This is a genomic window from Deltaproteobacteria bacterium CG11_big_fil_rev_8_21_14_0_20_49_13 (assembly GCA_002796305.1).
Taxonomy (GTDB): Bacteria; UBA10199; UBA10199.
Window position 1 is genome coordinate 67,576 of the sequence record PCWZ01000050.1, and the last position, 20,600, is coordinate 88,175.

A 20,600-nucleotide genomic window follows, 5' to 3' on the forward strand; every position below is an offset into this window, starting at 1 on the left:
TGAGCACCGAACCGATATTTAATTCCGAGCGTATCCCGAAACGTGTCAGCGCGAAATCGTACTTCACAGGATCTTTAGGCAAGATATCGGCAAATCCCTTCGTTATATCTAAGGCGGTCTTAAGGTTTGCCTGTCTTCTTTTTGTAAAGCCAAAACCCCTGCCTATCTTATACATATGGGTATCGAGCGGAACGATAAGCTTAGACGAAGGGAGATCGTCCCATCCGCCGGGGTCAACGTTGTCTTTACGGACCATCCATCTCAGATATAAATTGAGCCTTTTGCACGCGCTGCCAAGTTCTGGCGGCGGAAGGAGGTTCAGCTTTGCACAGCCTGCACACCTTGAGATCTCCGCCACAAAATAGGAGAGCGTCGGCATAAAGGTCTCGTCATCTCTTTTATATCCGGCCCTGAAACAGCCTTCAAGGGAGCCATGTCTCTTTATGGCATGCTTCATCCCGATCAATAGTCCGGCCTTGTCGCATCCTGTCGTAAAGCGGTGTTTGAAGCCTAAGAAATCCTTCATTATCTCCCTATCGCTCTTCTTTTTAAGATATTCGTATGGGGAGTCGCCCATCTTATCAAGGACCTTGGATACGCTTTTGAGTATCTGCGCCACCCTGCCGTAGGCGAGCGAAGAGGCTATGAGACCTACTATCTCCCTCTCCCTTGACTTTGGATATTTGTATAAGAACTCCAGCGGGTCCGGACGGACGAATTTGCGTCTGTTATACTTCTTATAGAGCGCCTCTAATTTTACTTTTAGGTCCATGGCCTTCAGACGAGCTCCTTGAGCCTTGCGGCCGCGTCGCGCCCCAGTTCGAAACACTTGACCAGATCCTCCTCACGAGGGACATATTTTACCTTCACGCCATCGGAGACAAGTTCGATGCCGATATCCTTCATCCACTGGTTGAGCTGCTCTAGCGCCTCGCCTCCCCAGCCGTATGAGCCGAACGCCGCGCCTATCTTGTTCTTGGGCCTTAGGCCTTTAAGATAAACAAGCGAGTCTGCAACAGAAGGAAAGATATTATTATTGAGTGTCGGCGAACCAATGAATACGGCGCCGGCCGAAAGGACATGAAGAGCAACATCACTCCTGCTTGACGCCGCCAGGGGGAGAACTACCGTTTCCACACCCTCTTCAATGAGTCCACCCGCTATCTCGTTGGCCATTGCCTCGGTGCTCTTCCACATCGTATCATATATGATAACGGCCTTCTTTTCCGGCTTTTGCAGCGCCCACTTTTCATATAGTGGAATTATCTCTGCGCCGCCGTCACGCCAGATTGGCCCGTGGTCCGTGGCAATGAACTTCACATTAAGGTTAATGCCCTTCCACCTCTCGATAAGTTTCAGCACAAAGCTAGAATACGGAAGGATTATGTTGGCATAGTATTTGGCCGTCTCTTCTAGCCGGACGTCATGCGCCACCTCATCTGCAAAACGCTCGCTTGAGGCTAAATGCATGCCGAAGGCGTCCTGCGAAAAGAGGAGTTCGTCCTTTGCAAGATATGAGAACATGCTGTCGGGCCAGTGGATCATACGCGTCTCAAGGAATTTAAGCTCCATATTGCCAAGACTCAACGTATCGCCGTCCTTAACGGGAATAATAGGATGCGTCAGATGAAAATGATCCTGTAGCGCTTTTACACCCATGGTGGAGGCGACGACCTTCTCTGGTTTGATGAGGTCTATCATATGCGGAATGGAGCCGGAATGGTCCATCTCGGCATGCCCTGAAACTATATATTTGATATCCTTCGGGTCGATGACGGAGGCAATCCGCTCAAGCATCTCATCTTTGAACGGCGCCTTGACCGTTTCGACCAGCGTCGGCTTTTCCGCCATTATAAGATAAGAGTTATAGGTGGAACCCCTCTTGGTCGAGTAACCGTGAAATTCGCGCAGGTTCCAGTCTATCACCCCTACCCAGTAAACATGTTCGCTTATCTTTACAGCTTTCATAGGACCTCTCTCTCCTTTTAAGAAAATGCCACGTCTAATACCATCATGAGTGCAAAACCTATCATGGCGCCCGTGGTGGCAATGTCTTCGTTGCCGCCGCTCCCGGCCTCGGGTATCACCTCTTCTATCACCACGAATACCATTGCGCCGGCGGCGAATGAGAGGGCGTACGGAAGCATATTCTTGGAGAGCATTACCGCGGCCGCACCGATCACCGCCGCAATCGGCTCAACAATGCCGGAGAGCGCTCCGTAAAAGAAACTTCTGTTGACCGACTTCCCCAGTTTTCGCAAAGGCATTGCGACGGCGAACCCTTCCGGGAAATCCTGAATGCCGATACCTATCGCAAGTGCCAGAGCCCCGGCGAGCGTCGCGCCTTCAACTCCGAACCCGGCCGCCCCGAACGCAACTCCGATTGCGAGGCCTTCCGGAATATTATGAAGCGTGATAGCGAGGACCAGTAACGTGCTCTTCTGCCAGTGGGTTTTTATCCCCTCTTCTTTCAAAACTACCATGTCGGGATGGATGTGAGGAAGTATCTTATCGACAAGCCGTAAAAATAGCCCGCCAACTAGGAAACCGCAGGCGGGTATCATCCATTTGGCGTGATGGCCTCTTAGCGCAGACATCTCTATGGCAGGGAGCAGGAGCGACCAGACGCTTGCCGCCAGCATTATGCCGGCGGAGAACCCGAGCATTCCATCAAATAACTTTCGATTTAACGAGCTGAATGTATAGATGCAGGCGGCCCCAAGTGCCGTGACCAAAAAGGCATAACCTCCGCCTATCAGGGCCTGGGTGACAGGATGAAATTGCTGAAGAAATTCTATCATATATTACATATAGTTAACAATACTTAGCTAGAATGGACTTTAGGTCTTTCGGTGTGCTGTTAAGGCCTGTATAAATAAGCTCATCGTAAGGTTTACGGCTATTCTCGTAGATGACGCCTACCGGTATCTTATCGCCCCACTGGGTCGCTACCTTAAGGGCGTTCTCCCAGTTGGTGGGGTCATGATCCTTTGGCAACTCGACACAGCGTTTCTTATACCAGCCAAAGTTATTCACCTTATTGAATGTAACACAAGGCTGGAGTATATCAATGAGGCTAAAGCCTTTGTGTTTGATCCCCTTCACTATCATTTCGGTCGCGTGCGCCGGCATCCCGGAAAAACTTCTGGCAACGAATCCCGCCTTTAAAGCAACGGCAACCTCTATGGGATTGAACGATCCCGACTTCACGCCATCGGGCTGGGTCTTTGTGACAAACCCTTCGTCCGATGTGGGGCTTGCCTGCCCCTTGGTGAGTCCGTAGACCTGATTATTATGGACGATGACCGTAAGGTCGATATTCCTTCTTATCGCGGAAATAAAATGATTACCGCCTTCACCGTATGAACACCCGTCGCCGCTTTCTACGATAACGTTAAGTGTAGGATTGGCGAGCTTAACACCGGTCGCTGCCGGAAGCGATCTTCCATGGAGGCCGTCCAGGAGATTCACGTTCAGATAATGCGGCGCCTTTGCGGCCTGACCGATGCCGGATACGAATACTATCTGATCCTGTTCGAGCCCCGACCTTACAAGCGCATCCTTAACCGACTTGATTATGGAGAAATTCCCGCAACCGGGGCACCATGCCGTTTCCGATATTTTATATGTGTCGTTAGTGATCATAGTATCGCTCATCCTGAGCATGTCGAAGGATGATAATTGTTCATGGTTCGACAGGCTCACCATGAGCGAGCCTGTTCAAAATATATTCCGGCGTTATCGGAAGTCCGTCGTACCTTAGTATCTTATTCTTGATCTCAAAGCCCGTTGTCTTTCTTATGAGTCCCGCAAGCTGTCCGGTGGCGTTCCCCTCTATGGCCACAACTTCCTTGGCACTATTCAACTTATCTATGAAAGTTGAAGGGACCAAAGGCCAGACCTGAGAGAAATTAAGGAGCGCCGTTTCCCCGCCCTTTTCGTTCAGGCTCTTCACCGCTTCAAGGGCCGCTCCGTAAGCAGAACCGAATGAGATAAAAAGCTTGTCCGGCGAGGCATCACCAAAATATTCAGGCTGTGAGACCTCTTTCGAAAGGCCTTCCATCTTTTTCAGGCGTTTATCGACCATCTTGACCCTTGCGTCCAGATCTTCGGTTAAATGTCCGCCTTCCGTATGCTCATCGCTCCCGGCAACAACGAGGTGCTTGCTTGACCCCGGTATAAGCCTTGGAGAGATGCCGTTATCTGTCAGCGCATATCTCATATATGGCGCCTTTACTTCAGAAGCGGCGACGCCTGCCTTGACCCTGCTCAAATTGCCGTCGAACTTATCGACCGCCCTGAAGGAGTCGGCAAGATACTGGTCGGTAAGGATGAATACAGGCCCCTGATATTTTTCGGCTAGTTCGAACGCGCGCCTTGTGAGATGAAAACACTCTTCAACGGTCCCGGGTGTAAAGATAGCCCTTGGAAATTCTCCGTGCCCCGAATATAGAACGAACTCAAGGTCAGCCTGTTCCGTCCTTGTGGGAAGGCCTGTTGCCGGGCCGGGGCGCTGGGCTACTACAACTACGACCGGCGTCTCGGTCATGCCGGCAAGACTTGCACCTTCCACCATCAGCGCAAATCCTCCGCCGGAAGTAGCGACCATGCTGGGTGCACCGGCATAGGAGGCCCCTATCGCCATATTAATGGCGGCTATCTCATCTTCCGCCTGTTCTACCACCATGCCAGTCTCTTTTGCATGGGAGATCAAAGAAAGATTAACGCTTGTAGATGGCGTCATCGGATAGAATGCCGCAAATTTCACCCCTGCAGAAATTGCGCCAAGGGCAATGGCTTCATTACCGTTCATCATGTAACGTTCTTTGTCCGTTTTCACCTTTGGTGATTTATTAAAGACAATGTTCTGCCCGGCGGCCCAGTCATAGGAAGCGTTGAGCATGTTTTCGTTATCTTTGGCGATCGTTGAGCCCTTCTTGCCGAAACGATCATTAAGCAATTTAAGGATATGGCCCTTTTCTACGCCAAGGATCGAGCAGACGACCCCCAAAGATGCAACATTCTCCAACTTTGCCGAACCGAACTTTTCGTATGGGACTTTGATCGGTCTTAGAACACCCTCGCCGGACTTGAATTTATCCGAAGAAATTACAATACCTTCTTTTGCAACTGATGCCTTATGGATATTAACGGTCTCCTCATTCAAAGCCACAAGGATATCGACCGACTCCTTTGGCGCAGAGATCTCTTTATCGCTCACCCTTATGGCGAACGTGTTGTGTCCGCCGCGCACCCTTGACTGATAGCTCTGCGTAACGACTATATTGTAACCGGCTCGGACCAGGACCTTGGAAAGAAGTTCGCCGATCGTCACAAGCCCCTGCCCCGCCTCACCGCCTATTAGAATGTTAGTTGAAGTGTTCATATACTGTTCGAGCTTGTCGAGAACATAACATATCGGCTTCTCGACTTCGCTCGAAGTCTAATAGTTCTCGCCCAGGATCTCAAAATGCGCCTTTGGATGCAGACATGCAGGGCATGTATCGATTGCTTCGGTCCCCCCATGAAGGTAGCCGCAGTTCCTGCAGCGCCACACAACTTTTGTATCCTTTTTGAAGACCTTGTGAGATTCAACGTTGGCAAGAAGGTCCAAGTAACGTTTTTCGTGCTGTCTCTCGGCCACCGATATTGCCCTAAATGCCTTTGCGATATCGTTGAGTCCTTCCTTCTCTGCGGTCTGGGCGAACTCCTGATACAGCGCCGTCCATTCGTGGTTCTCGCCAGCCGCGGCGGCCTTTAGGTTCTCCGCCGTCTTACCTATCTTACCCGCGGGATATGCCGCCTCTATCACAACGTCTCCGCCCTCAAGGAACTTGAAAAATCTCTTTGCATGTTCCTTTTCCTGGGCGGCCGTCTCTTCAAATATGGATGATATCTGTTCAAAACCGTCCTTTTTTGCCTGCGAGGCAAAATATGTATACCGGTTCCTTGCCTGCGATTCTCCGGCAAAAGCCTTAAGCAGGTTCTTCTCTGTCTGTGTTCCCTTTATGCTCATACCATCTCCTCCTTTTGTTTTTTTCGGAACTAAACATAATATTAAGTTGATTTCAAGATATCATTTAAGTAAAGGAGGTCCAAGAGATCAATGACCGCAATCCTAATGAGGGGGATACAAAATGAAAAAACTGATCACGGTAGTTGCAGTCATCGCGGTGTTCGCATGTACTAATGCTAACGCCACAGATTACAGCGTAGGCAAGGGAAACTGGCTCGTAGGCGCCGCCGCGGACCTCAGCCGCATATGGGGAGGCGGGGTTGCCGGAAGAACGACCTTCAACATGAACGCCGAGGTCGGTTATTTTGTCTGGGACTGGCTTATGCCGGAGGCAAAGTTCGAAGTGGACGTAACAAGCGGATACAATCTGGAGATATTCACGGCGGGCGCAAGGGCTTACTGGAACAAGAAGACCTCGCTGTTACCTTATGCAAGGCTTAACGTAGGCGTTGCAAGCTCCGCCAACGGCGACCGCTACACTGCCTTCGCGCTGAACCCTGGCATCGGGCTCGATTACATGATCACAAAGAACGTTGCCATAGGGATCCAGGCGAACTACACCGCGTTCATCAGAAGCTCGACAACGAGCATGTTCGACTTCCCTGTGGGATTTTCCATCTACTTCTGATGCGGCGTTCAATAAATTCTGTAACTGGACGGCGTAATTTTGACAAATTTTGTAACTATGTGAAATCGTTATTCTTCGAGCGAGCATGGCGAGTCGAGAAGCAAACGGAAATAAAATCGGGGCTCTCGACGCAAGCACGCCAGTGGCTTAGTTTTTGCTCGAACAATATCCGATTTTCATTTTAAACTCGCTGTTCAGTCACTATTTTTTTCTACTGATGACGGTGCGTTGATACAATGCGCTAACGTTTCTACGCAAGATTTGTAAAATACGCGGCCTTTTGGCGAACGTCTTCTGCCCAGGCCTTCAACCTCCGAAAACTCGGCGTACGGATCGGCCATGACACGGCCAAGATGTTCTACCGCCCTGCCCTCGTTCTCTTCGCGGTCAAATATATCCTCTGCGGACGACATGAGTATGGCCCGGTAGCCTCGGCGTCCTCCAAAAAAACTAAAGGGGCGCTACCTCACGGCAGTGCCCCTTCAAAAGAAAGGAGGGTTAGGGATCGATATTAAGCGTGATAATGAACCATTGTTGTGCGCTTCTGATGAGCGAGATCGGTCTCAAATGTTTCCAGGACCAATGGGTTCACGCATGAAAGTTCGCCTCTTGCTTCGTCATACTTCTCACGGCACTCGGACATATAATGCATAAGCTCATCTTTGCGTTCTATGTCGTTCGCCTCTTCGTATTCCATTCTGGCATATTCATGGTTAACAGATGTGGTGGCCATGACCAGCTGAAGATTCAGTATATGTTCCCTGCTTCCCGTTTCGATGTCCTTGTTATCGTCCGTCGTGATCATCACATCTTCCAATCCTTCGAACTGCTCTATTGTTAACCTTTTTGCCATAATAGCCTCCCTTTTCCCTTTTTGTTTTATCGTCTCTACTGATAGGTAAAGCATATGGCGTGCCAAATTCGTGATTTGTAACTCGTAACTCGTGACTAGAAAAAGCAAGAAAAACAGCTAGTTGCTGGAATAATTATGCGGCTGTAAAAAGGGTCGTAAAATGAAGGCCAAAAACGGGGGGTTTTATCCCCAGAATTGGTTCTAAATGTCCCCACTTTTTAACCCATCTCTTTGAGGATATTTCTTACAGTAAGAAGGGGATCTTTTGCCTCGGTCACAGGGCGGCCTATCACCAAGAAGTCGGCACCGGCATGGATCGCCTGTTTTGGAGAGGAGATACGCGCCTGATCGTCTAAATGTGTACCGGTCGGGCGGATACCTGGGGTCATAATGATGAATTTTTTGCCGCAGGCCGCGCGTATCGGTTGAATTTCAAGAGGTGAAGCTAGAACTCCGTGAAGCCCAACTTCCTGCGCAAGTTTTGCAAGTCTTATCACCTGCTCTCTTATCTCATATTGAATACCGATATCGCCCAAAGATTCCATGCTGGTCAGGACCGTAACACCGATGATAAGCGGCGGATCGCCATCCGCTGCATCCTGCACCGCGGCCAGAGATTCCGCCATCATCTTGCGGCCGCCCGTTGCATGGATATTTATCATTGCCACCTTAAGTTTGGTGGCAATGTAAACGGCCTTGGCAACGGTTGATGGAATATCATGATATTTAAGGTCCAGGAAAACCTTTCCGCCATGTGCCTGGACCATTTTGATGGCGTCGGGTCCGCAGGCGGTAAAAAGCTGCATGCCGATCTTAAAATTGGTCACCTCTCCTTTGAGAAGGTCGACAAGGTCGGCGGCATGTTCAAGCGAATCGCCGTCGAGAGCGACGATAAGTTTATCTCTGGTGGAATGCTGTGAGAACATAGAACCCCCAAATGACCAATGTCCAAGCTCCAATGACAAATGGAATCACAATAACTCAAGTCCCAATAATGGGTCATTGGGGTTTGGATATGCATTCGTCATTCGGATTTGGTCATTGGTCATTTAATTTATTTTTTATCAAATCCGCTGCCTCTTGCAACGAGACCATCTTGCGTTCGCCTGTTTTGCGAATTTTTAATTCAACTTTTCCTTCGGCAATTGCCTTCTTGCCGATAACAACATGGTAAGGAATGCCGATAAGATCGGCATCGGCAAACTTAACTCCCGGTCTTTCATCTCTATCATCATATAATACTTCAATGCCTGCTTCCTGCAGTTCGTGATAGGTCTTGTCGGCGACCTCTTTCGTCTTTTCGTCGGCCCCCATCACTATAAGCTCAACATGATAAGGAGCGATAGGAAGCGGCCACTTGATGCCGTTCTCGTCGTTATTCTGTTCGATAGCCGCGGCGGCCGTCCTGCTGATGCCGATGCCGTAGCAACCCATCACCATGAACTGATCTTTGCCGCTTTCATCCAGATATACCGCCTTCATCTTCTCTGAATACTTTGTGCCAAGGTGGAACACCTGCCCCACTTCAATGCCGCGTTTTTCAAGCAAGGAACCTGAACTGCATTCCGGACATTTATCGCCTTGTCGGGCGCGGCGCAGGTCCGCAAAGCCCGAAATGTTGCAATCGGCCCACGCAACACCGACCAGATGTGCATCGGTCTTATTGGCGCCTACCACAAAATGTTCATCGCCGAACACCAAAGCATCGGCTATCACCTTCGTCTTGATACCGATAGGCCCAGCGAAGCCGACATCGGCTCCCGTTAAGGCCTTCACATCGTTCTCTCCGGCAAGTTCCAGAACGATATCCCTGGTATCAACCAGCTTAAGATCAAATAGCGCGTTGGTAAGTTTTGCTTCCACTATCTCATGATCACCCCTTACCAGCACCGCAACGAACAGAGACTTATTCTTCTCCGATGCGATCTTATAGATGAGCGTCTTCACAAGCTCGGAGGACTTTACCTTCAGGTGCAGAGCGACCTCCGGTATCGTCTTCTTGCCAGGCGTCGGAACCTCCACATATTTACTGGCGGCCCTGGCATCCTTCAGTTCTTCGTTCATCTTGTGGAGCTGATTAGGCTTTGCAAGACGCGTCTTCTCCACATTCGATGCATATTCACATTTATCGCAGAAGAATATCGCATCCTCACCGGAGCTGGCGATGACATGGAACTCATGGGACAACGTTCCGCCTATTGCACCGGTCACCGCCTCAACGGGCCTGAACGAAAGCCCACATCTTTTAAAGATGCGTTTATATGTGTCATACATCACTTGATAGGTCTTTTTTGAGGCCTCAACGTTGACATCAAAAGAATAGGCGTCCTTCATGATGAACTCTCGCCCGCGCATGACGCCAAAACGGGGACGAACCTCGTCTCTGAACTTGGTCTGGATCTGATAAAGATTCTTCGGTAGGTCGCGGTAAGATTTAATTTCTCTTCTGGCAAGATCGGTTATCGCCTCTTCGTGGGTCGGGCCCACGCAGAAATCGTGATCGGCCCTATCCTTGATACGGAGCAGTTCCTTGCCGTAGAAATCCCAGCGTCCCGATTCCCGCCATAGCTCTGCAGGCATGATGATCGGCAGAAGGAGTTCCAGCGCGCCGGAAGCATCCATCTCTTCCCTAACTATAGTTTCAATTTTTCTGAACACCCGCAAGGCAAGTGGAAGATAATCATAGATGCCAGCCGCAACCTTCCGTATATAACCTCCGCGGATCATAAGTTTGTGACTTATAACTTCTGCATCCGCCGGATCTTCACGCAGTGTAGGGATCAGTGATCTGCTGTATCTCATATCGATGTTATGTCATTGCGAGCGAATAGCGAAGCAATCCAGTTAATTTAAACGGGGGATTGCTTCGTCACTTCGCTCCTCGCAATGACCGTTCCACTTCTTTCATAAGTTCTTCTTCAAGTTCTTCTTCCTTGCAGGTCCTTACTATCTCGCCTTTTCTGATTATAACTCCCTTGCCGTTGCCGCCGGCAATTCCGATATCCGATTCGCGCGCCTCGCCCGGACCGTTCACAATGCAACCGAGCACGCTGATCTTTAACGGGACCTTTACTTTTGCCAGGCGCTTTTCAACGCGCTCAACAAGCGAGACGAGATCTATCTGTACGCGCCCGCACGTCGGACAACTGACTATCTCAACGCCGGGCCTTTTCCTGAGCCCCAAATTCGCAAGAATTTCATGGGCGGCCTTTATTTCCTGAACTGTATCCGCCGTGAGGGAGACCCTGATAGTATCGCCTATCCCTTCCGCAAGAAGCAGGCCTATTCCAAGCGAGGATTTAATAGCGCCGGGGAGCAAGGTTCCGGCCTCGGTGACCCCCAGATGCAACGGATAATCTACTTTAGATGACAAAAGCCTGTATGAATCTATCGTGTCTATCACGCTTGAGGACTTTATCGATATCTTGATATCAAAAAAATCGTTCTCTTCAAGAATGCGAACATGCCGGAGAGCTGATTCGACCATTGCCGCAGGTTTTGGACCGCCGTATCTGGTCAAAAGTCCTTCTTCAACCGAGCCGCTGTTAACGCCTATTCTGATCGGCACCTTGCAAGCCTTTGCCGCCTTTACGACCTCTTTTACCTTATCATCGCTTCCTATATTCCCCGGATTTATACGAAGGCAGTCAACCCCCGCATCAAGCGCCATGAGCGCAAGTTTGTGATTGAAATGAATATCGGCAACAAGGGGGATATTTATCCCCTCCTTTATCTCTTTAAGCGACTTTGCGGCCGCTTCATCCGGAACTGCCGCCCGAACTATCTCACAACCGGCCTCCTCAAGGCGTTTTACCTCGGCAACGGCGCTCTTTACATCCTCCGTCTTGGACATAAGCATCGACTGAACGGAGACGGGTGCATCGCCGCCTACGGCGACCTTTCCAACGTATATCTTTCGCGTCTTTTTGCGCTTAATGTCCATGGGCACCGTTTTTTAACGTGAAGAGCCCTAAAATGTCAATTTATAAGATTAATATTGATTATGAAATTACCTTCTGTTAGGGCTTGCCGACACTTAACAGGGGAGGATTTTTACTTATGTTTTTAGATCCAATTATAGGCCTGTTCTCGAACGACTTGGCGATCGACCTTGGCACGGCCAACACGCTTGTCTATGCCAAAGGGAAAGGGATAATCGCATCCGAACCCTCGGTCGTAGCCGTTCAAAAGGATTCGCGCGGAATAAGGCACGTCATTGCGGTCGGCCACGAGGCAAAAGAGATGCTCGGCCGTACGCCGGGGAACATCGAGGCGATAAGACCGATGAAGGACGGCGTCATTGCAGATTTCGAAGTTACAGAGGCCATGCTTCGCTACTTCATTCGCAAGGCCCACAACAGAAAGTCGCTCATTCGTCCGAGAATAATCATCTGCATCCCGTCAGGCGTTACGGAGGTTGAAAAACGAGCGGTGAGAGAATCTGCCGAATCCGCCGGCGGAAGAGAGGTTTTCCTGATCGAAGAACCAATGGCGGCCGCGATAGGTAGCGGCCTTCCTATAATGGAAGCAACTGGCAACATGATAGTCGATATCGGCGGCGGCACAACGGAGGTCGCGGTCATATCGCTTGGCGGCATCGTATTCGCCAAATCTATCAGAGTTGCCGGCGACAAGATGGACGACGCCATAATTCACTATCTTAAGAAAAAATACAACATGCTCATCGGCGAACGGACCGCCGAACAGATAAAGATAGAGATCGGCACCGCCTATCCCGACGGGGAGATAAAGACTATGGCGGTAAAAGGCCGTGACCTTATTGCAGGCATCCCCAGAACCTTCGAGATCAATTCAGAAGAGATACGAGAGGCCATTCTTGAACCGGTCAATGCGATAGTTGAAGCCGTGAAGGTAACGCTTGAACGCACTCCTCCGGAAGTTGCGGCCGATATAGTCGAAAGGGGCATTGTTCTCTCTGGCGGCGGCGCGCTCCTCAGAAATCTCGACACGCTCATCAAAGAAGAAACGGGTCTGCCGGTCGTTCAGGCAGAGGACCCGCTGGCAAGCGTTGTATTAGGATCGGGCGCAGCTCTCGACCACCTTGACAAATACAAGTCAATTACCGTATCTTAAGATCTATTTTAAATGCTCTCATCATTTCAAAAATTTACCAGAGGAGTTCTTGCGGTGATTTGCGTTTTTCTGGCCGTGCTTTTAACGTCGCTCGCCTTTCCTAACTTTGAAAGGTTTCACTGGTACAGCCAGCTGGGCATGACCATGATATCCCCTCTGCAATCATCGCTCACCAAAATATCGGGGTTCTTCGGCGGTGCGTGGAGACATTACATCGCCATTTCCGATGCGGCCATCGAGAACGAAAAATTAAAGTTCGATCTTGCCGAGGCAAAGAGAAGGATGATCGAGATGGAAGACGTGCGAAAGGAGAACAACAACCTCCACGAACTTCTTTCCATGTCCTCGTCCCTCAAAAAGGAAGGTTTTGGCGCACGCGTCATCGCCTCGGACGTTACCGCCGAATTCAAGACCGTTACGATAGACAAGGGTTTCAACCAAGGCGCCAGAAAGAACATGGTAGTAATAGGCCCCGGCGGCCTTGTTGGAAGAATAGGAAAGGTCGCCAATTCCGAGTCGGTGGTGCTTCTCATAGCCGACCCCAACAGCGCGGTCGATGTGACAGTTCAACGTACCGGTGCCAGGGCACTTCTTGTAGGCACGTCTATGGAAACAGAGCTTAAGCCTTTCTACTCGCTAAGCCGGCTTGAATACCTAAGGCGGGTGAGCAATGTGGCCGACGGCGATGTCGTTATAACCAGCGGGCTCGACAAGCTCTTCCCTTTCGGCATTCCGGTCGGAACGCTCAACAAGGTACAAAATCAATCATCCGGCGTCTTTAAAGGCGCCGATGTGATACCTTTTGTAGACCTCGCGCAGGTCAAGAACGTAATGGTCCTTAAATGAGAAAGATCTTCCTCATAATGATCTGGACGATCATCTGGCTGGCGCTTGAATCCACGGTCTTGAACGAACTCCCATTACAGAACATGCAGATAGATTTTGTTTTCCTTGCCGTGGTCTCCTTGAGCTTTACCGAAGACACCTTCGAAGGCGTCCTTCCCGTCGCGCTGATAGGTTTTTTGACCGACACCATCTCCCCCGCTCCCTTCGGCCTCTTCACTACCATCTATCTCATCGCGTTCCTTGCCGTTAGATTTGCCACCTCCGCCATATATCTTAGCTCGCCGGTCTCCCGTTTCTTCTGGACGATGATCGCTAGCGCCATTGCCATCTGGCTCAAGGCTCTTTTGACGGCGCTGATATATAAGAACCCGCAGTTCATCGTAATAGCCACGTGGCGTTTCATTCCACAATCGGTCTTTAACGGTGTTGCGGGAGTTTTCATAATCCCGCTCTTTGGATGGTACGCGGGCCTCACGTGGGAAAAGATAACAAGGCCAAAGGGACTGGTACTTAGATAATGGATCTAACGAACGAATATACGCATGATATCGGGAGCAGGTTCAAATACCTGATCTGGATAATCGTTGTATTCTTCCTTATTGTGATCGGCCGCCTTTATTACCTACAGATAATAAAGGGCTCTTATTATCACTTTTTCTCCGAGCAGAACTCTATTAAGGACATGGACATACCCGCGCTTCGCGGCGGCATCTACGACAAGAACGGGATACCGCTTGTCGATGACCGTCCAGCCTTCGACATAATAATCATTCCGCAATATGTCATCGACAAACGAAAGACGGTCGAGAGCATTTCAAAACTTCTGGGAATGGACCCCGACGAGATAAAGGCAAAGATGGCCAAGAACAGGTTGGCCCCCAAATATTTCCCGGTGGTCATAAAAGATGACACAGGCGAAGAAGATGTGGCCGCGATAAGGGCGCACAAGACACCATGGCACGATGAGTCCGACCCTTACGATCTGCGCGGCGTCGATATTCAGATGAGATATGCGAGAATATATCCCGACGGCCTAGCGTCGTCCCATCTTTTGGGATATTTGAAGGAGATAGACACTAACCGTCTTGAATATTATCAAAAAGAAAAGATAGGCGATTACCGGATGGGCGACTTCGTCGGCATCGGCGGCGTTGAAGAGATGTGGGATAGTTCCATACGCGGACGCAACGGATACGATCAAAAGGTTGTGAACGCAATAGGCAGAGAGGTCATCTGGCCCGACATGGAGCTTATCCACGAAGAGCCGAGAAACGGCGCCTCTCTTAATCTTACAATAGATTCAAGGCTCCAGAAGGTGGCTAAGGAAGAGCTTGGCGAAAGGAGCGGAGCGGTCGTTGCCATCGACCCAAGAACCGGCGGCGTTCTTGCCCTCTATTCTAGCCCTTCTATAGATCTCAACAAATTGTCATCGCCCGACGGCGGAAAATACTGGCAGGAGATCGCCTCGGACAAGAAGAGGCCTCTTTACAACAGGGCGATACAGGCCGCCTACCCTCCCGGCTCTACGTACAAGATAGTCACCGCAACCGCTTCACTTGAAGAAGGGGCCATTAAACCTACGGAGCACCTCTCATGCGCGGGCGGAATGAACTTTGGAGGCAGGTTCTACAAGTGCTGGCGCAAAGGCGGACACGGAAGCATTGAGGTTAAAAAAGCTATTACATCTTCGTGCGATACATTCTTTTACCAGATGGGACTCCGGCTTGGACCCGACAAAATTGCTAAACACGCGAACGACCTTGGATTTGGGCAGATAACAGGAATCGATCTGCCGGGCGAAAGGACCGGTCTCATCCCTACCTCCAAATGGAAGATGAAGAGGTTCAATGTTCCGTGGCAGGCAGGCGAGAATCTTTCGATATCGGTCGGTCAGGGCTACGACACCGTCACCCCGCTCCAGAACGCCGTGATGATGGCGACCATCGCCAATGACGGCAAGAGGGTTACACCTCACGTGACCGACTCGCTCATCGGCATCGACGGGAGCATAATATATAAATGGCGTAATAATGAAGGCCCTAAAGTAATGAACGACGAAGATCTTAAATTGATCAAAGAGGGACTTGAAGGGGTTGTCGACAGCCCCGAAGGAACGGCCCACAGGCTAAGTACTCTCGGTCTTAAGATAGCCGGAAAGACCGGAACCGCGCAGGTCATTTCGAAGGAACAGTGGAGGGCCGGCGTTGAAGAGCTAAGGGACCACGCATGGTTCGTGGGATACGCCCCCTATGGCGATCCCAAAATAGCGGTCGCGGTCATCGTTGAACACGGCGGGTTCGGGGCCTCTGCCGCGGCACCGATCGTAGGCAAGGTAATTGAGACCTATTTAAAATAAGAAAAAAATGACAACGAACATTGAAAAAGTAAATTGGACCCTTCTGGGAACAGTATTCGCCCTCGTTATTATAGGGATAGTGAACCTCTACAGCGCCCTTAACATGTGGGGCGAATCGGGCAACCTGCGCCTCATATGGATGCAGGGGTTGTGGATAATAATAGGCGGCCTCTTTCTTGCCGTATTCGCCTTCTCTGATTACAGGATCTTGGAAAAACTTTCGCTTCCTATATATTTCATAGTGATCGTTCTTCTCGTGCTGACCATCTTCTTCGGAAAGAGCGTCGGCGGGAACAGGAACTGGATAGGGATAGGCGGCCTTGGTATCCAGCCGTCGGAATTTGCAAAGCTGGCGGTCATCCTTCTGCTCTCGCGCTACTTTGCAAACAACCCAAGGCCCGACGGATTCAATTTTATTGAGCTCATAAAACCGGCCATAGCCGCGGGCATACCTGCGGCGCTTATCATCATGCAACACGATATTGGCTCTACCCTCTTCTTTATCCTGATACTCATGTCGTATGCGTGGTTCGGAAAAGCGAAGAGGAGAGTTGTATTCTTTGTGGTGATAGTTGCGGTAATCGGCTCCTTCGTTGGATATAACTATCTCCTCTCTCCGCACCAAAAAGCCCGCATAACGACCTATCTAAACCCCGAGCTAGACGTTAAGGGGAGCGGATACCACATGGCACAGTCTAAGATAGCAGTCGGTTCGGGCAAATTCTGGGGCAAGGGCTATTTAAAGGGTAATATTAATAAACTTAAATATCTACCTGAAAAACATACGGATTTTGTCTTTCCGGTCCTAGCGGAAGAGTGGGGATTCTTGGGCGCGGTCATCACCCTCTTCTTTTACTTTCTCTTTCTATCCATAACCATTGAGATATCGAGGCAGGCAAGGGACCGTCTGGGCATATTCCTGGCGTTTGGGATAGGCGCCCTCTTCTTCTGGCAACTTGTTATTAATCTAGGCGGTGTACTTGGTCTCATACCCTTGACCGGCATCACCCTTCCTCTCCTAAGCTACGGAGGCTCATCCACGATAAGCGTCATGTCCGCAATAGGCATCCTGCTTTCGGTATCTAAGAAGAGATTCGTGTTCTAGGCACTAAATGCTCGTCATCTATTGTTCCGCCCCCAGTTGCGGAAGTTGGGTTAATCTCTAATAATCAGTGAACAGCCGCTACTGCCTTGCTGTTTAGGCTCGTTAGGTGTAACTAGTAGCGTTGTTTCATTACCGGGTTCTATTCCAGTAGGGCTTAGTGGCAAAATTTGATCTGTGAGCTGAGGCGTGTTGGTAAGCTCAGATGGAGGTGGCGGCGTCTCTGAATCGGGCATTTCATGTTTGTCGGCGCTCTCATTAGGTAGATCAGATTCACCGGCGCCATCATCAGGCAGGTCTGTAATATTTGCCTCATGCAGTATTGCTAAAATGAAAGATCGGACCCTGTCTCTAATTTCGTCAAAGGCGCTATAGCCAAGATTTTCGTAACCAGCATTTACTTCATCTAATATAAGATGTGCAAAACCATAGTCATTTTTCTTATTCCAGTAGTCAGTTTGTAGATCAACTGATATTTTGGTGAACCGTTCTTCTAAATATTTTTTTGCATTCTTCGCAGATTCAGTATCGGGATATTGTTTAATAAGAGTTGATAAAGTATTAAAATACTTTGCGTCTGTAATTCCTTCACGCATACCCTCATATGCCATTGTAGGGATCATTTCACCGCTCCATGTTGGATAGGCGAGAAGATAATCATAAACTGTTAACGGCCCGTTCTGGGTCCAGTCTTGATCAAAATCGCTATAAGGGTCATTTACCCACCAATCGTAGGAGTAGACTCCAATAACCTTTGCCCCGGTGATGTATGCGTAGATTCCGTGTAGGAAACGATTATATATTGGATTTCTGGCCTGAGAAAGAAAGGTTGTGTAAAATCCAAATTTTTCCTTATCTGTAGAAATATTAGAATCATTTATTTTTGACCATGCATACATTTTATAGTCAAGAAATTGGCCGAGCGGTCTAAGTAGATGTGTAACAGCAGGGGTTGTGTAATTAATTTCTTTTTCACAATCAGGAGTGTATGTCACCCATGTTTTACCGCCAGTAGCTCGGACAAGAGGGTAGAGTCGGTCTGCCACAAGATGTCCTACAACATCAACTCCAGGTTCATCCGTAACAGAATAGACAAATGTTATCCCTCTATCTACGGCGATTTTATTGAGGCCCTTTATCAGAAGTTCAAATGCTTTGACAAATTTTTCATCATATAATGCAACAAAAAGATCGTCTTTGGAAATTTCCAGCTTGGATAATAGCTCGTCATGCATTTGAATCTGCAAGAAATGGGTTTTCCCTACAACATGTCCCTTTATGGCTTCATCCAGCAAACTAACAAACTTGTCATAATTATAGCCATGAATTGTATCGTTTACTTGGATAGTTGTAACGGTGTTCTTGGTTACTGATGGATATTTTACATCAGCTCCGTGGTTAGAAATATCTTTAAACATAACTGCATAATTTGTTGTGACAGGAAATGTTTCGGGATGAACATATAGAGTTGTGATATAGCCCGGCCCCAGTAAACTGAACCTGGCCACCTCAAGCTCAAGCGGTATTTCAAGTATTTTTTCTCCGCTAGCAGTAATATTTATGGTGCCATTGTATAATCCGGGCCTAGTAGAACTGCCGGCGCTAACGGTAAGCCAAAAACTTTCACTAACATCTTTATTTATTTCGGTTTTATAAAATCTTTCTATTCTGTCCGGCATCCTTCCGTACGCAGAACCCATTCCTTTCTGTAGCCACATTTTATCGTCCTGAATTATTTTATAAATATCTATTTTTCCATCAAACGTGTTGTTTTCATCATGAGACAATATAAGTGGAGAAACTTTAAGTTTGACATTATTCAACGTGGTTGGTGAATATATAGAGAGCGAGGTTGAAGAGGTCTCTGCCTTTGCGATATCAATATGTACTGGGCTATTGATTTCATCTGGGCTTGGAAGAGTTGTAGTAAACACAGGTTCTGTAGGGCTTTTGGTAAACCATATTGGCAACTTTGATATTGGAAAATCATTGGTCTCGCCCTTTGGCGCTTCTATTTGTCTAAATGCGAATTGATCTTTTTGCAACTGTTCAAGCATCTTCGTGTCTGAATCAGATACAGAGTGAATTAGTATATAGTCGATGGGTAGGTCGCCAACTTCACTTGGCACAATTATTTTAAATTTGTAATATCCGCCTATAGCACGAATCATTTGCCATGGAGTTTTTCTAAAAAGTATTCTTCCTAATTTCCATTTTGAATCGCCTTTTCCCTCAAACCCAAAAACTACCACATCCTTTCCGTCAAACTGGATCATGCTGGTTAACGAGGCCTTTTTAGCAGTATGTGTGGATTCTTTGGGAAACGAATAAAGATCTTTGTAGCGTATTTCTACGACCATGGAACTATTTGGAAAACCATCCTTATCGTTATTAAAGACCGGAAACCAGATCTCAGAACTTTTAGATTTGAGAATATTTCTGTAGGTTGTGTCAGCATCAGTTTGGATGCCGGAATAGTTCTCTTGATTTTTAATTATAACAGACCCCTTTGTTAAATCATCTGTGCTGCCGAAGTCTATGTAGGTGCCACTTTCACCTGTTGGAGAAGCATAACCACAGTCAGATGGGCAAGACATAAAGCTTTCACTTCCACTGCATACGTTGTCGCCGCAGAGATCAATATTTTTGCATTCTTCGGCTATTTCCTCTTCGGTTAAGGCCTTGTTCCATATTTTTAGGTCATCTATTGATCCATTCAAATAATGTTCGACGGTCGTACTACCTTTATTTTCTACAAACTTACCTATTGTTGGGTTTGACTTCGCTTTAAGGGCAAGATTCTCTTTTTTGTTTACGGAACTTAAATTACAATCAACGTAATATTTATACAGACCGTTTTTTTTGAGTGTAAAAATTATTTGTGTCCATCTTTCAGGAAATAGATCGTAACCAGAAAAGCAGTACTGTCCAAGCCCGTTTTCAGCGCTTATATTTACTATTGCCCTGTTTGTGAAAGTAGTTGAAGATCCAAATGAAAAATAGCCGACAGGGCCGCAACCGTAACAGAGCATGTTTGGTTCCAGTATGTTCTTTACCTTGACTAACGCTGAAATAGAAATTTCTCCGTCAGGAAAATGGTCAGGATTTGTGATGTCGTATGGAATTGAAATGTAGTTAGTGCTACCATCAAAGACAGCGGCGTTTTCCTTCAGTCCCTTTTCTAATTTGATATCTCCATGAAGTTGACCGTTGTAGTTATTTTTAGAAATATCAATGAAATAGCCGGTTATGATTTCATCAAAAGTCCAGTGTGCAATTAGGCTCGAATCATCGGCGGCACTATTTGGTCTATAAGAAAATATGATCACTGTTGAGACAAGTAAGATTGATAAAAGAGTCGCTTTTGAATTGAATCTCTTCACACTAATATCCTACAGCAATATTCGTGCCAAATCCAAATAAAAAACTGTTCTCTAAGAACTTAATATTAAAGGATATTTGTCTGTCGCATTGGTTCTGCTTTGTGTCAGATTGATAATAGGAGCAAGAAATGTCAAAAAATTGACGAAAATACAGGCACCTCTAAAAACCTGTTTACCCTGTCATGGAAGATTGGCCAAAGCTTATTGGCGATGCTGCCACAACTTCTGCCATACTTGACAGGCTTATGCATCACGCCGTTATGGTATCCTTTAATGGAAAAAGTTATAGGCTATTTGAAACTTGTGTTGAAAATAAATCTTC

17 protein-coding genes and 1 pseudogene (1 of these 18 running past the window's edge) are annotated in these 20,600 nt (G+C 48.1%); 6 read left to right on the forward strand and 12 right to left on the reverse strand.

Features of this window, described 5'->3' with window-relative positions:
- The 6 genes and pseudogenes from COV46_04875 to COV46_04900 form a co-directional block, all read right to left on the reverse strand.
- Positions 1-772 (reverse strand): annotated as a pseudogene (locus COV46_04875) (TIGR02757 family protein) (it extends 32 nt beyond the left edge of the window).
- 5 nt (positions 773-777) lie between these two features.
- Complete coding sequence (locus COV46_04880; protein ID PIR17334.1) at positions 778-1,968, reverse strand: MBL fold metallo-hydrolase; 1,191 nt, start codon at positions 1,966-1,968, stop codon at positions 778-780.
- A 17-nt stretch (positions 1,969-1,985) separates the two neighbouring features.
- On the reverse strand, positions 1,986-2,801 hold the full coding sequence (locus COV46_04885) for a ZIP family metal transporter (protein ID PIR17335.1): 816 nt from the start codon (positions 2,799-2,801) through the stop codon (positions 1,986-1,988).
- Between the two features lie 13 nt (positions 2,802-2,814).
- Positions 2,815-3,645 (reverse strand): 2-oxoacid ferredoxin oxidoreductase, encoded by an 831-nt coding sequence (locus COV46_04890; GenBank protein PIR17336.1) that lies wholly within the window; start codon positions 3,643-3,645, stop codon positions 2,815-2,817.
- Between the two features lie 40 nt (positions 3,646-3,685).
- Positions 3,686-5,386: a pyruvate ferredoxin oxidoreductase gene (locus tag COV46_04895; GenBank protein PIR17337.1), complete on the reverse strand. Its 1,701-nt coding sequence runs from the start codon at positions 5,384-5,386 to the stop codon at positions 3,686-3,688.
- Between the two features lie 57 nt (positions 5,387-5,443).
- Positions 5,444-6,016, reverse strand: coding sequence for a rubrerythrin family protein (locus COV46_04900; protein PIR17338.1), 573 nt, complete (start codon positions 6,014-6,016; stop codon positions 5,444-5,446).
- Between the two features lie 121 nt (positions 6,017-6,137).
- On the opposite strand from COV46_04900, the gene COV46_04905 reads away from it, so the two are divergent.
- Positions 6,138-6,644: a hypothetical protein gene (locus COV46_04905; GenBank protein ID PIR17339.1), complete on the forward strand. Its 507-nt coding sequence runs from the start codon at positions 6,138-6,140 to the stop codon at positions 6,642-6,644.
- Positions 6,645-6,838: 194 nt separating this feature from the next.
- On the opposite strand, the gene COV46_04910 is transcribed toward COV46_04905, so the two are convergent.
- From COV46_04910 to COV46_04930, 5 genes are all read right to left on the reverse strand, one after another.
- A complete protein-coding gene (locus tag COV46_04910; protein ID PIR17340.1) occupies positions 6,839-7,057 on the reverse strand; it encodes a hypothetical protein in 219 nt (72 codons plus the stop codon).
- 98 nt (positions 7,058-7,155) lie between these two features.
- On the reverse strand, positions 7,156-7,551 hold the full coding sequence (locus tag COV46_04915; protein ID PIR17341.1) for a hypothetical protein: 396 nt from the start codon (positions 7,549-7,551) through the stop codon (positions 7,156-7,158).
- Between the two features lie 164 nt (positions 7,552-7,715).
- Positions 7,716-8,423, reverse strand: coding sequence for an orotidine-5'-phosphate decarboxylase (locus COV46_04920; GenBank protein ID PIR17342.1), 708 nt, complete (start codon positions 8,421-8,423; stop codon positions 7,716-7,718).
- Between the two features lie 112 nt (positions 8,424-8,535).
- Positions 8,536-10,299: a proline--tRNA ligase gene (locus COV46_04925; protein ID PIR17343.1), complete on the reverse strand. Its 1,764-nt coding sequence runs from the start codon at positions 10,297-10,299 to the stop codon at positions 8,536-8,538.
- A 67-nt stretch (positions 10,300-10,366) separates the two neighbouring features.
- Positions 10,367-11,440 (reverse strand): 4-hydroxy-3-methylbut-2-en-1-yl diphosphate synthase, encoded by a 1,074-nt coding sequence (locus COV46_04930; protein PIR17344.1) that lies wholly within the window; start codon positions 11,438-11,440, stop codon positions 10,367-10,369.
- A gap of 116 nt (positions 11,441-11,556) precedes the next feature.
- Between COV46_04930 and COV46_04935 the strand changes: the two genes are divergently transcribed.
- From COV46_04935 to COV46_04955, 5 genes are read left to right on the forward strand one after another with little or no spacing between them, the layout of a single operon-like run.
- The gene (locus COV46_04935) at positions 11,557-12,591 is read left to right on the forward strand and encodes a rod shape-determining protein (protein PIR17345.1); all 1,035 of its coding nucleotides are present in this window, start codon (positions 11,557-11,559) and stop codon (positions 12,589-12,591) included.
- Positions 12,592-12,603: 12 nt separating this feature from the next.
- Entirely contained in the window at positions 12,604-13,437 is an 834-nt protein-coding gene (mreC, locus tag COV46_04940; protein PIR17346.1) for a rod shape-determining protein MreC, read from the forward strand.
- The gene (locus COV46_04945) at positions 13,434-13,955 is read left to right on the forward strand and encodes a hypothetical protein (GenBank protein PIR17347.1); all 522 of its coding nucleotides are present in this window, start codon (positions 13,434-13,436) and stop codon (positions 13,953-13,955) included. The genes mreC and COV46_04945 overlap by 4 nt, the downstream gene beginning before the upstream one ends.
- Positions 13,955-15,793: a penicillin-binding protein 2 gene (mrdA, locus tag COV46_04950; GenBank protein PIR17348.1), complete on the forward strand. Its 1,839-nt coding sequence runs from the start codon at positions 13,955-13,957 to the stop codon at positions 15,791-15,793. The genes COV46_04945 and mrdA overlap by 1 nt, the downstream gene beginning before the upstream one ends.
- A 7-nt stretch (positions 15,794-15,800) precedes the next feature.
- Positions 15,801-16,898, forward strand: coding sequence for a rod shape-determining protein RodA (locus COV46_04955; protein PIR17349.1), 1,098 nt, complete (start codon positions 15,801-15,803; stop codon positions 16,896-16,898).
- 50 nt (positions 16,899-16,948) lie between these two features.
- Here COV46_04955 and COV46_04960 read toward each other — a convergent pair whose 3' ends face one another.
- Positions 16,949-20,284, reverse strand: coding sequence for a hypothetical protein (locus tag COV46_04960; GenBank protein ID PIR17350.1), 3,336 nt, complete (start codon positions 20,282-20,284; stop codon positions 16,949-16,951).
- Positions 20,285-20,600: the final 316 nt, after the last annotated feature.